Here is an 11,859-nt window from a genome sequence, read left to right as displayed (position 1 = left end):
TTTTTAAAAACCAAACATACAAAGATCCTCTAACAAATGCATATAACAGGCTATTCTTGGAAGAATATATAACCCTGTTATTTAACGAAGCACAAAAAAACAATATAAATTTTGCATGTTTGTTTATTGATATAGACAACTTCAAATCGGTTAATGACACATACGGACACAAAACAGGTGATCAATTTTTAAAAGAAATAGCAAAAATCATAAATAAAAACTTAAGAGAAAATGATGTATGTGTAAGATACGGTGGAGAAGAATTCATTGTAATATTGAAAAATGTGCCAAAAAATGTTGCTATAAATATTGCAAATCGCATAAAAAACAGTGTAGAAGCTTTTAATTTAAATGGCATAAAAATAACTGTAAGCATAGGAATATCTTTTTGGCCTGATAGTTGCAAAAATTTTACAGATTGTGTTAAAAATGCAGATTATGCAATGTATCAAGCAAAAAAAAGAGGCAAAAACACAGTCGTTGAATTTGAAACTTAAACATTTATCTGGTATAAAGTCAAAAGGAGGTTTAACGTGGAACATTTTATTATAGCAGGTCCCTGCGTGATAGAAAGCGAGCAAATTGTTTTAAATATAGCAGAAAAACTCAAAAATTTAAGCGATAAATTTAGTATAAAAATAATTTTTAAAGCTTCATTTGATAAAGCAAACCGCACTTCAATCGATTCTTACCGCGGAGTAGAAATTAATGAAGGTTTAAGAATTTTGTCGAAAGTAAAAGAGTTAACAAATTTAGCTGTTACCACAGACATACATGAGCCAGCTCAAGCTGAAATAATCAAAGACACCGTAGATGTTATACAAATCCCAGCACTTCTTTGTAGGCAAACAAATTTACTTTTAGCTGCTGCAAAAACCGGTAAAATCGTAAATATAAAAAAAGGACAATTCATGGCACCCTGGGATATGAAGTACGCAGTTGAGAAAGTTAAATTTTCTGGTAATGACAATGTATGGTTGACAGAAAGAGGTTCAAGCTTTGGGTATAATAACTTAGTGGTTGATTTTAGAGGTATGCTTATAATGAAAGAACTTGGTGTACCTGTAATTTACGATGCTACACACTCAATGCAACTGCCAGGTGGCGCAAAAAGCAGTCTTGGTACGCCCCAATATGCACCATTTTTAGCAAAAGCCGCAGCAAGTATTGGCATAGATGGTTTATTTTTTGAAACACACATGAACCCAAAAGAGGCATTATCAGATGCTTCTAATATGATAAGTATTGGTACATTTGAAAAAATTTTACCACAAATATTAGAACACTGGTATATATCGAAAAAATATGAAACTTATTTATAGTTATATCGCAAAGCGGTTTATAAAGATTTTCTTGCTGGTTTTTGTTATAGCTCTTAGTCTGTTTTATGTGATAGACTTCTTTAATAATCTTTCCACGTTAATATCAAATAATGTTAAATTCTCTTTTGTCCTTTATTATTACCTTTCATATACACCAAAAATGGTATACATTTTATTGCCGTTTGTATTTAGCATTAGCACACTAATAAGTCTTGGTTATATGGCATATACAAACGAAATTTTGGCAATGAAAAATAGTGGTGTAAGCGCATTTAAAATTGCCATACCAGTCTCTGGCATTGCTATTTTTCTAGTTTTATTTATGATAGTACTTGACAATTTTATAGTGCCTTATAGCTATGATAATGCTTTACTTGTTAGAGAAATTTATATAGAAAATAAAAATCAGAATCTTTGGGCTAAAGAAGGTAATGTTTTTGTAAATATCAATTCGATTTTCTATAATCAAAAAATAGCCAGTGATGTTAAAGTATATTTTACCTCTGACAATGGCATAAGGGAAGTAGCTATTGCTCAATTGGCAAAACTAAGCAATTCTGGATTGGTACTAGAAAAACCCACTATTATCAAGATAGAGCATGACAGTATAAAATTACTATCACAAAACAACCTGTTTTTAAAAGATTTTAGTTTTTTTAGCCTTGTCAAAGGATTAGAATATCAAACACCAAACATTATTGAACTATACAAAAAATCAATTAGTTTTGAACGCAACCGTTTTTTGTATATATCAGAAATTGTTTTTAAGATTGTTTATGCTTTAAGTATAATTGCCATCTTGCCTTGTTTGTTATTTATGAGTATGAGTATTTCAGCACGAAAAGATGATTTTGTGCGTAAGGTATTTTTAGGTACACTCTATTCACTGGGATTTTTAGGCATATTAATGTTGTTTAACGCAATGGCTCAATCAAAAATTATAAATCCAATATTTCCTATATCAAGCGTTTTGGTTATATGGTTTTTATACTTTCTTAAAAAAGTACTGGAATATTAATTATGAAATATATTTATGTGGTTTCAGATGGCACTGGCGAGACTGCTTTAAGATTTATAAGAGCTTTTTTGGTTCATTTTCCAAAATCCGAGGTTACTGTAAGACGATTTGGTAATATAAACAATATTAAAACACAGGAAGTGCTAAAAAAAGCTTTAATAGAAAAACCACTTGTCGTTACAACGTTAGCAGATAATGATTTGAGGGTATATGTTTCTGAATTATTTTCTAAAAACAATATTGAAGTAATGGATTTATTTGGCTATTTTATAGATAAATTTGAAGTATTTCTACAAGAAAAAGCCATAAAAGCATCTGGACTTTTGCATACTATTAGCGATAAATATTTTGAAAAGATAAAAGCGATAGAATACACCATAATGCATGATGATAACAAAAGTGCAAAAGATCTTGATAAAGCGGATATAATCTTAATAGGTCTCTCAAGAACAAGCAAAACACCCTTAAGTGTTTACCTATCCCAAGAAGGTTATAAGGTAGCAAACTTTGCCATAGTCAAAAACGAGAAACTCCCAGATGCGCTTACCAATATTAATCAAGAAAAAATATTTTTATTAAGCATTAGTCCAGAAAGACTCTACGAAATAAGACAAGAGCGCGCAAAAAAGCTTGGGGTTAAATCCTATGCGCAAATGTCAAAAATCTACGAAGAAATAGAATACGCAGAAAATTTATACAAAAAACACCCCTCCTGGAAAAAAATCGATGTAACAAAAAAATCTATAGAAGAAAGTGCAAGCGAGATAATAGAATATCTGTCTAAAAAAATTTGATTTTTACAGTCTTTCATTATATAATAAAGAAATTAGGAGGTGCGTTTAATGAGTATAAGTGAGGTTTCATTAGCCGTTATAGCGATCGTTTATTTAGGCGTCGCCATTTTTGGTTTGGTTGCTTTAATCTTGGTGAAAAATCAATATACAAAAATGCAGCAAAAAATCGATGAAATTAAAAAAGAAATCCAACCACTTGTTGCAGATTCCAAAGATATGTTCTATAAAGCTTCAGATATGGTAAATATGTCAAAAGAAATATTGTTAAGCGTAAAAGAATTATCAAATAAAGCAAAAGACACAATGTCTGATGTTTTAGATGGTGCAAAAGAAGCTTCAAATTCTGTTAGCAATCTTGTTATTGATACTAACAAAAAAGCAAAAAATCATATTGAGTATGTTTTTGACAGGGTAGAATCAATCGAAGAAAAATTAGACGAAGTTTATGCATACTTGTTTGGTATTGTAAATTTTATAAAAAAATTTAAAGGAGATGAAGATGAGTAAAAAGTATTTACTTGGGGTTGCTTTGATTGGAATTAGTGCAGCAACCACTGCTATAGTATGGTTTTTGAAATCTGAAAAATCAGAAAATACAAAAGAAAAGCTTTCTACATTAACAGAAAAAAGTATTGAAACACTCAAAGAACAAAAAGAAAACATTGAAGAAAAAATAGAAAATCTGGCTTCAAAAATAGCTCAAAGTTCAAAAGAACTAATTGAAAAAGGTAAAGATTATATTGATGACAAAAAGAAATTTTTGATAGAAAATATAGAAGAAGCACAAAAAGCCATTCAGGAAGAAAAGGAGCGCCTTAAAGAGATTAGGGCAAGACTAAGAGAAAAACAAGAAGAAGAGGTTATATAAATTTTAACCAAAGACCAACAAAAGACATATTTTGAACATATAGTTTTCTTTACTTTAATTGTTGGATTAGTTTATCTATTATTTTTTAAGGTAGTTTTTTTTACAGTAATTCTTATTTTTTCATACTTTTTAAGTGAAAGCGTTTATCCTTTTGTTAAACTTACAAATCGTATTGGCATCCCCACCTGGGTTTCGTCACTTTTTGGCATTTTAATTGCATTGTCTTTAATTGTGTTTATATTTTCTTTAATAGTGCCTGTTTTAATACAGCAGATAAACAAACTGGATAAATCTATCCCTCAACTCATAACTAATTTAGAAAATATCTTAAACCACTTATATTACTCTATTTTGGCACGCTTTGGATGGCGAAGGGAAGTTATAGTTTTTCTAAACAATCTTGTAAGCAATATACAAACCTCTGCACCAAGCTTTGCTTTGTCGTCTATGTTTAGCATAATAAAAGGCTTAACCGCTCTTTCTGCTTTGGTTATCATTCCAATAATTTCTTATTTTATGCTCATCGCAAGAAATTATTATAGATCAAGTCTAAAAAGTTTTATATTCAATATTTTGGGCGAGAATTATCTAAATGTATTTATACAAATCTATGAAATGAGTATTGGCTACATTAAAGGTCTTTTAATTGTTATACTTATTGTAACGGTTCTTACATACATTGGTTTTAAAATCGTAGGTCTTGATTACTCTATAATATTTGCAATACTTAGTGGTCTTGCCTATATTGTGCCCTATATTGGCAGCGTAATAGCTATTATACCACCACTATTTTTAGCTATTGCAATAAACAAAAGTTTATTATTGACATTAGAGGTTGGAGTAATATTTATTTCAATACATTTTATTATAGGTAATGTTGTAGCCCCATTTATTTTTTCAAAAACAATAAACATAAGTCCACTATTTGCATTAGTTGCCATTTTGTTTTTTGGAGAACTTTATGGTATATTAGGTATAATATTTGCAATACCTATTGCAGGTATTATAATGATAGTTTACAAAAGTTTTGAACCAATGCTTAGCAAGAGAAGGGGACAAAATGATTAATTATAAAGATAGTGGTGTTGATATCGATAAAGGAAATAAATTTGTTGAGAGCATAAAAAGATTATCAAAAAACTTGCCAGATCAGGGTTTTGTTTCAAAAATAGGGGCTTTTAGTAGTCTTTTTAGTTTAAGTCATTTTGGCAGCGATATCTATATTGCAAGCACAACAGATGGTGTTGGTACAAAATTAAAAATTGCATTTGCTGTAAACAAACACGATAGTGTTGGCATTGATTTAGTTGCCATGAATGTAAACGATATTATAACAACAGGCATTATGCCAGCTTTTTTTTTAGACTACATTGCATATAGTGATTTATCAAACAATGTTTTGGAAAATGTATTTAAAGGCATAGCTGAAGGTTTAAGGCAAGCAAATTGTGCTATTGCGGGCGGCGAAACAGCACAAATGCCTTCTATGTATAACAAAGGCGAGTATGATCTAGCTGGCTTTTGCGTTGGCATTGGAAAAAAAGACGATTTATTTGAGGGTAACGTTAAAGAAGGTGACTGCCTAATAGGCATTGCTTCAAGCGGTTTTCATTCAAATGGTTATTCTTTGATAAGAAAAGCGTTCTTTGAAATTGCAAAATATAAACTTGATACAATTGTAAGTAATAAAACGCTTGGTGAAATTTTGTTAACACCAACGATTATTTATGTAACAAGCGTTAAGCCTATCAAACAATACATAAAAGCAGCAGCACACATTACAGGCGGTGGCTTTATTGAAAATATACCTCGCTGCCTTGAGGGCTTGGGTTGCGAAATTGACACAAAAACAATAAAAACACAGGAAGAATTTTTATTGGTCTCTGATATTGCAAAACTTTCAAAAGAAGAAATGTACAGGACATTCAACATGGGTGTTGGTTTTGTTTTAGTGGTTGATGAAAAAGACAGGGACATCGTGCTTGATAAACTGCATTCAAACAATATAAACAGTTATTTAATTGGCAATGTAGTCAAAGAGGTTGGTGTTTGTTTAAAATAGTTTGCATGTTATCTGGTAGAGGCTCAAATTTTAAAGCAATACTGGATAATATAAAAAATGGGTTTTTAAAAGCGCAGGTTGTTTGCGTTGTATCAGACAAACAGTGCACAGGTCTTGAAATAGCAAAACAAAACAATATACAAACGATTTTTTTAGATCCAAGAGGTCTCACAAGAAAAGAATATGCCAAAAAACTAATAGATAGCATTATGCCATATGAGCCCGATTTAATTGTGCTTGCTGGCTTTATGCGTATACTGGATGATAGTTTTGTAGACACATTTGAAGGTAAAATTTTAAATATACACCCATCCCTTTTACCACTTTTTAAAGGTCTACACCCACAAAAACAAGCCTTGGAAGCTGGTGTTAAAATAAGCGGCGCAACTGTACATTTTGTTACAAATGAACTTGACAGTGGGCCCATTATAATACAAGGCGCAGTTAGCGTGCATGAAAATGATACACCAGAAAGCCTTGCTGATAGAATCCTAAAGATAGAACACAAGATATACTCGCAAGCTATCAAACTCATTATCGAGTCTAAAGTATCATTTACGATGACAAAAGAAGGTGCTAAAGCTATATTTAGAAATATTAAACATCTTGAAGACTATATAATTAACCCTTATACGTAAGGAGGAAAAAATGCAATACGAAACCACAATCGGCTTAGAAGTTCATATACAATTATTGACTGATAGCAAAATCTTTTGTTCTTGCTCAACAAAATTTGGTTCATTGCCCAATGAAAATGTATGCCCAATATGTATGGGAATGCCAGGTGTTTTGCCTGTTTTAAATGAAAAAGTTGTCGAATTTGCTGTAAAATTAGGACTTTCCTTAAACTGTAAAATTAATAAATATTCCGTAATGGCCAGAAAAAATTATTTTTACCCTGATTTGCCAAAAAACTATCAAATATCACAATACGAGTTACCTATACTGCAAGATGGCTTTGTAGAAATCGAAGACGAAGATGGTTTTAAAGAAATACCGCTTGAACGCATCCATATAGAAGAGGATGCAGGAAAAACCATTCACACTAGCAATTCAAGCCTTGTTGATTATAACCGTACAGGTGTACCTTTGCTTGAGATTGTCTCAAAGCCTGCAATGAATACACCAAGTCAAGCTTATCAGTACTTAAGGTCATTAAGAAGGATTGTACGATATTTAGGCATTTGCGACGGCAATATGGAAGAAGGCTCTCTAAGGTGTGATGCAAATGTATCAATAAAGCCAAAAGGTCAGATAGAATTGGGCACTAAAGTCGAAATTAAGAACATGAATTCTTTTAAACATGTTGAAAAAGCGCTTGAGTATGAAATTGAGCGTCAAATTCAGGCTGTAGAAAACAACCAAAAAATTATTCAAGAAACTCGACTCTTTGATGAAAGAACATTCACTACAAAGTCTATGCGTACTAAAGAAGAGGCCTATGAGTATAGGTATTTCCCAGATCCAGATCTTTTACCAATTGTAATTGACAACAAATTTATAGAACCAATAAAAAACGATTTGGTTGAATTGCCTTTTGATAAAATGAAAAGATTTATTAAACAATACTCACTTAAAGAAGATGATGTCAAAACTCTCATTGAATCAAAAGAGCTAGCCGATTATTTTGAACAAGTAGCTAAACTATCTAATCCAAAATCCGCCATAAGCTGGGTCCTAACTGAAACATTGGGTTATTTAAATAAAGAAAATAAAGATATTACTCAATGTAAAATAAAACCTGTCGATCTGGCTGATCTTATAAACTTGGTTGAAAATAATGACATTAGCGGTAAAATAGCAAAAGAGGTCTTTTCAAAAATGTACGAAAGTGGTTCACCACCTAAAACTATAATTGAAAATGAAAATTTAACCCTAATACAAGATATTGGGTTACTAGAAAAAGTTCTTGACGAAGCGATTGCGTCAAACCCAAAAGCAGTAGAACAGTATAAATTAGGCAAAAAAAATACGATAGGATTTTTTGTAGGTGCCGTTATGAAAGTCACGAAAGGAAAAGCAGATCCAAAGATTATAAATGAACTTATAATAAAAAAGTTAGGTGAAATATGAGGACAATTATTCATTCAGGTTTTGTAATAGATCCAGCAAATAATTTGGAAAAAATTACAGATATTGTAATAAATGATGAAAAAATTGAGCGGGTTGGTGACTCAAGTGGTCTTTCAATAGATCAAGAGATAGATGCAAGCGGTCTTATTGTTTGTCCCGGTTTTGTTGATTTACATGCTCATTTAAGAGATCCTGGGTTTACAAAAAAAGAGTCACTTGAAACTGGACTGAAAGCTGCTGTAAAAGGTGGGTTTACAAGTGTTTGTTGTATGCCAAACACAAATCCGCCCATAGACAATGAGTTAGTTGTATCTTATATTTTAAATAAGGCTAATAAACTTGATATTTGTAATCTTTATCCAATAGGCGCAATCACAAAAAAACAAGAAGGTAAAGAATTGTGCGACTACTTTACACTTAAACAGTTGGGTTGTGTTGCTTTTAGTGATGATGGTAAGCCTGTTTTTGACCCAAATCTATTATACACAGCACTATTATACACAAGAAATACAAATACGGTTTTTGCTTTACATGAAGAAGACTATAGTTTTACCAAAGATGGTGTCATAAATGATGGCAAGGTGGCATTTGAGCTAGGTTTAAAAGGCATACCAAGCTTATCAGAAAGTTCAATGATAGCACGGGATATTGAGATATTAAGAACAGTAAGTGATGCACGCTTGCATATTTGTCATGTAAGTACAAAAGAATCGCTGGATCTTTTAAAAAATGCAAAAAAAGAAAATCTTAATATAACACTTGAAATAACACCTCATCACTTGGCACTTACAGAAGAAGAAGTTTACGATCACAATACATACGCTAAAGTAAATCCACCACTTAGATCAAAAGAAGATTTAGATACGATTAAAAGTGCATTCAAGCAAAATCTTGTAGATGCTATCGCAACAGACCATGCGCCACATGAGCTTGACACAAAAAACGTACCAATTCAAGAAGCAAGTTTTGGTATAAGTGGCTTTGAGACAGCTTTTGGTGTTGTAAATACTCATTTGGTTAAAGAAAACATTATAAACCTATCAAAAGCAATAGAATTATTAACCATTAGGCCCGCAAAAGTTTTTGGACTTGATGCAGGCACGCTAAATGAAGGCTCGGTGGCAAATCTTGTGCTCCTGGATGTAAACAAACAATGGGTTGTAAATGCAAAAAATTTTTTGTCAAAAGGTAAAAATACGCCATTTGACACAAAAGCACTTTATGGGTATGTAGTCCAAACAATTTATAAAGGAAAAACTGTTTATAGAGGGTGAATTATGTTATTCAAAAAAAAGAAAAAAAATGAAGAAAAATGGATTAAATGTCCGTCTTGCGGCGAAACTACCTATATAGACGAACTACAGCGCAATTTTTGGGTTTGCAAATGTGGCTATTACTTTAGGATATCTGCAAAAAACCGTATAAACATTACAGTTGATCCTGGCAGTTTTAAAGAATTTGATGCAAATATCAAAACAAAAGATCCTTTAAACTTCGTAGATTTGAAACCATATAAAGATAGAACCGAAGAAGCAATAGAAAAAACTTCAAACAAAGAAGCAGTCGTATGTGGCATGTGTACCATAAAAGAAAAACCGTGCGTAATTGTCGTTATGGATTTTTCTTTCCTAGGCGGTTCTATGGGTTATGCAACAGGCGAAAAAATAGTAAGGGCTATAGAAAAAGCTATAAAACATAATTTACCTTTGGTTATTATCAGTTCATCTGGCGGAGCAAGAATGCAAGAAGGTATATTATCTTTAATGCAAATGGAACGCACTTCTTTTGCGTTAACAAAACTTGCCGAAAAAGGTTTACCATACATCTCTGTATTAACAGACCCTACAACAGGTGGTGTATCTGCAAGTTTTGCCATGCTTGGGGATATTATTATAGCAGAGCCAAAAGCATTAATCGGTTTTGCAGGTCCACGTGTTATTGAACAAACTATAGGACACGCATTACCAGAAGGTTTTCAAAGATCTGAGTTTTTACTGGAAAAAGGTTTTATAGATATAATATGTGAGCGTAAAGATTTACCAGATCAAATTGCAAAATTTTTAGTAATGTTTGATGGACGACAATGATATATTAATAGACAAAATAGAACCTATAGAAGGCTTTTATAACCAACAAGAAAAATACTACAAGTCAACAAAAACCTTAAAAAGAAAGGTCAGCAAACAGACCTACAAAGACCTTTTCTCAAAGCATTTTAAAAAAGATTTAAGCAATTTCGATATAAATGCAGTAATAAAAGATGGTAAACGTGTATTTAGTATATATTCAAAAAAATATAATAAAGAGTTTTTTCAAGACTACGATTGCCTATGCGAGCTATTAAATTTTTGCGAACATAAAGAAAACCTTACTGGTGTTAATTTGGATATAAAAATCTAATGGGTTTTTTTTGTATTTTAAAAAAAGCATGGGATGCGCTATTTGCCATTGAACTCTCACCAAAAGAAAGTTTCGGCTTTGGAGCTGAAATTATTTTGCAAAAAATTTTAAATGAAAATTACACTGCTTTTTACAACCGAATATTGAGAAGTCCATACAATAAAAAACATTTTTTAGAGATTGATGCAATTGTTTATTACAACAACACAATTTTTTGTATAGAAATAAAAAACTACAAAGGCACGATATATTATGCGGCAAATTTTAAAGGTGATAATTTTGACTCTTACAAAAATGGCAAAATAATTCAATTAAAAACAGATAGATACTTTAATCAAACATTTAAAGAATTACCAAATCCGCTTGATAAAACAAAATTTTTTGCAAAACAACTAAAAGAACACTTAGAGCGTTTTGATGCTAGATTTTCAACTGTAAAATTTAAAAGTGTCGTTGTTTGGTTAGATTCAATAGCAAACATTGAAAATATTTATTCATTTGATGATGGTTTAATATATCTTTCACAATTAACAGATTTTATAGAAAAAAAATCACAGAAAAACAAAAACAATACCTGGGCAACAGAATATTTAGAAAAACTCCCCACGTTTGATCAAATAATTACAACAGGCAATCAAAATATACATGGAATAATACTTGGTAATACCATCAACTGCCAAAAACCCATTCAAGACTTACACTTAAAAGATATAGTATCAATTGATTTCACACATAAATTCACGTCTTGCAAATCTAAAGTGACAGTTAACTATAAAGACACACGTAACTTAGAGTTTGAATGTGAAAAAATAACAATAAATTTAGACAAATTTGGCACTCACCAAAAACATAGATTGTTTAATATAAAAAAGATAATCGTCGGAACAAATATTCTTAGACCATTATAATATTATCTAGGTAAAGCAAAAGGACCTACAACATATCCCCACGGATTAACATGTATTTCGTATTGCTGTTTGTTTTTATTTTCAACAGTAGCATAATAAGCTGTTCCACGCGGCACTTGGATCTTTTGAATATTAATTACTTTGTAATCTTTCATGTTGTTTGAATCCAAAAATTGCTTAATCATATTTTGAGCTTTTGCTTCGCCAATATTTTGGATTGGATACTGCGCTTGACCATAACCTCTCATCATTGGACCAGGACCCATTCCATAAGTACCAGCTAGAGCTAAAGATGCACTTAATAAAATAACACTTCCCACCAACGCAATATTTTTCATAATCTACCTCCCGTTTTTTTATTATAAATATATAGCCATCTCATAAAAAGTCAATATAAATTTAATTTTTTATTTG

Annotated in this window: 15 protein-coding genes; 14 read left to right on the top strand and 1 reads right to left on the bottom strand. The window is 31.4% G+C overall.

Translation table 11 applies throughout. From position 1 onward, the window contains the following. The 14 genes from ACP5FO_RS03195 to ACP5FO_RS03130 all read left to right on the top strand — a co-directional run. Positions 1–497: GGDEF domain-containing protein (locus tag ACP5FO_RS03195; RefSeq protein WP_428157011.1), on the top strand; the 497-nt coding region annotated here is incomplete at its 5' end. A gap of 36 nt (positions 498–533) precedes the next feature. Further along, a complete protein-coding gene (gene kdsA / locus ACP5FO_RS03190; protein ID WP_428109319.1) occupies positions 534–1,322 on the top strand; it encodes a 3-deoxy-8-phosphooctulonate synthase in 789 nt (262 codons plus the stop codon). Beyond that, complete coding sequence (locus ACP5FO_RS03185) at positions 1,306–2,340, top strand: LptF/LptG family permease (protein ID WP_428109315.1); 1,035 nt, start codon at positions 1,306–1,308, stop codon at positions 2,338–2,340. The genes kdsA and ACP5FO_RS03185 overlap by 17 nt, the downstream gene beginning before the upstream one ends. 2 nt (positions 2,341–2,342) lie before the next feature. Continuing rightward, a complete protein-coding gene (locus ACP5FO_RS03180) occupies positions 2,343–3,134 on the top strand; it encodes a pyruvate, water dikinase regulatory protein (RefSeq protein WP_428109311.1) in 792 nt (263 codons plus the stop codon). A 48-nt stretch (positions 3,135–3,182) separates the two neighbouring features. Beyond that, the gene (locus ACP5FO_RS03175) at positions 3,183–3,641 is read left to right on the top strand and encodes a hypothetical protein (RefSeq protein ID WP_428109305.1); all 459 of its coding nucleotides are present in this window, start codon (positions 3,183–3,185) and stop codon (positions 3,639–3,641) included. Then, positions 3,634–4,002, top strand: coding sequence for a hypothetical protein (locus tag ACP5FO_RS03170; protein ID WP_428109302.1), 369 nt, complete (start codon positions 3,634–3,636; stop codon positions 4,000–4,002). Before ACP5FO_RS03175 ends, ACP5FO_RS03170 begins: the two co-directional genes overlap by 8 nt. Then, entirely contained in the window at positions 4,003–5,070 is a 1,068-nt protein-coding gene (locus ACP5FO_RS03165) for an AI-2E family transporter (protein WP_428109387.1), read from the top strand. After that, positions 5,066–6,064, top strand: coding sequence for a phosphoribosylformylglycinamidine cyclo-ligase (gene purM, locus ACP5FO_RS03160; protein ID WP_428109378.1), 999 nt, complete (start codon positions 5,066–5,068; stop codon positions 6,062–6,064). Before ACP5FO_RS03165 ends, purM begins: the two co-directional genes overlap by 5 nt. Next, on the top strand, positions 6,052–6,702 hold the full coding sequence (purN, locus tag ACP5FO_RS03155) for a phosphoribosylglycinamide formyltransferase (RefSeq protein WP_428157010.1): 651 nt from the start codon (positions 6,052–6,054) through the stop codon (positions 6,700–6,702). Before purM ends, purN begins: the two co-directional genes overlap by 13 nt. A 10-nt stretch (positions 6,703–6,712) precedes the next feature. Then, positions 6,713–8,137, top strand: coding sequence for an Asp-tRNA(Asn)/Glu-tRNA(Gln) amidotransferase subunit GatB (gene gatB / locus ACP5FO_RS03150; RefSeq protein WP_428109285.1), 1,425 nt, complete (start codon positions 6,713–6,715; stop codon positions 8,135–8,137). Further along, positions 8,134–9,411, top strand: coding sequence for a dihydroorotase (locus tag ACP5FO_RS03145; protein ID WP_428109282.1), 1,278 nt, complete (start codon positions 8,134–8,136; stop codon positions 9,409–9,411). Before gatB ends, ACP5FO_RS03145 begins: the two co-directional genes overlap by 4 nt. Before the next feature lie 3 nt (positions 9,412–9,414). Beyond that, positions 9,415–10,224 (top strand): acetyl-CoA carboxylase, carboxyltransferase subunit beta, encoded by an 810-nt coding sequence (gene accD / locus ACP5FO_RS03140; RefSeq protein ID WP_428109279.1) that lies wholly within the window; start codon positions 9,415–9,417, stop codon positions 10,222–10,224. Beyond that, complete coding sequence (locus ACP5FO_RS03135) at positions 10,211–10,537, top strand: hypothetical protein (RefSeq protein ID WP_428109274.1); 327 nt, start codon at positions 10,211–10,213, stop codon at positions 10,535–10,537. Before accD ends, ACP5FO_RS03135 begins: the two co-directional genes overlap by 14 nt. Beyond that, the gene (locus ACP5FO_RS03130; protein ID WP_428109271.1) at positions 10,537–11,445 is read left to right on the top strand and encodes a nuclease-related domain-containing protein; all 909 of its coding nucleotides are present in this window, start codon (positions 10,537–10,539) and stop codon (positions 11,443–11,445) included. Before ACP5FO_RS03135 ends, ACP5FO_RS03130 begins: the two co-directional genes overlap by 1 nt. A gap of 2 nt (positions 11,446–11,447) precedes the next feature. Here ACP5FO_RS03130 and ACP5FO_RS03125 read toward each other — a convergent pair whose 3' ends face one another. Further along, the gene (locus tag ACP5FO_RS03125; protein WP_428157009.1) at positions 11,448–11,783 is read right to left on the bottom strand and encodes a hypothetical protein; all 336 of its coding nucleotides are present in this window, start codon (positions 11,781–11,783) and stop codon (positions 11,448–11,450) included. Positions 11,784–11,859: the final 76 nt, after the last annotated feature.

The organism is Desulfurella sp. (assembly GCF_049977265.1).
Taxonomy (GTDB): Bacteria; Campylobacterota_A; Desulfurellia; order Desulfurellales; family Desulfurellaceae; genus Desulfurella.
This window is presented reverse-complemented; position numbering and strand designations above follow the sequence as displayed.

What these genes read in the sequence shown, in the direction of transcription:
- ACP5FO_RS03185 (WP_428109315.1), top strand. Translation starts at nt 1,306, where the DNA reads ATGAAACTTATTTATAGTTATATCGCAAAGCGGTTTATAAAGATTTTC.
- ACP5FO_RS03180 (WP_428109311.1), top strand. Translation starts at nt 2,343, where the DNA reads ATGAAATATATTTATGTGGTTTCAGATGGCACTGGCGAGACTGCTTTA.
- ACP5FO_RS03175 (WP_428109305.1), top strand. Translation starts at nt 3,183, where the DNA reads ATGAGTATAAGTGAGGTTTCATTAGCCGTTATAGCGATCGTTTATTTA.
- ACP5FO_RS03170 (WP_428109302.1), top strand. Translation starts at nt 3,634, where the DNA reads ATGAGTAAAAAGTATTTACTTGGGGTTGCTTTGATTGGAATTAGTGCA.
- gatB (WP_428109285.1), top strand. Translation starts at nt 6,713, where the DNA reads ATGCAATACGAAACCACAATCGGCTTAGAAGTTCATATACAATTATTG.
- ACP5FO_RS03145 (WP_428109282.1), top strand. Translation starts at nt 8,134, where the DNA reads ATGAGGACAATTATTCATTCAGGTTTTGTAATAGATCCAGCAAATAAT.
- accD (WP_428109279.1), top strand. Translation starts at nt 9,415, where the DNA reads ATGTTATTCAAAAAAAAGAAAAAAAATGAAGAAAAATGGATTAAATGT.
- ACP5FO_RS03135 (WP_428109274.1), top strand. Translation starts at nt 10,211, where the DNA reads ATGGACGACAATGATATATTAATAGACAAAATAGAACCTATAGAAGGC.
- ACP5FO_RS03130 (WP_428109271.1), top strand. Translation starts at nt 10,537, where the DNA reads ATGGGTTTTTTTTGTATTTTAAAAAAAGCATGGGATGCGCTATTTGCC.
- ACP5FO_RS03125 (WP_428157009.1), bottom strand. Translation starts at nt 11,783, where the DNA reads ATGAAAAATATTGCGTTGGTGGGAAGTGTTATTTTATTAAGTGCATCT.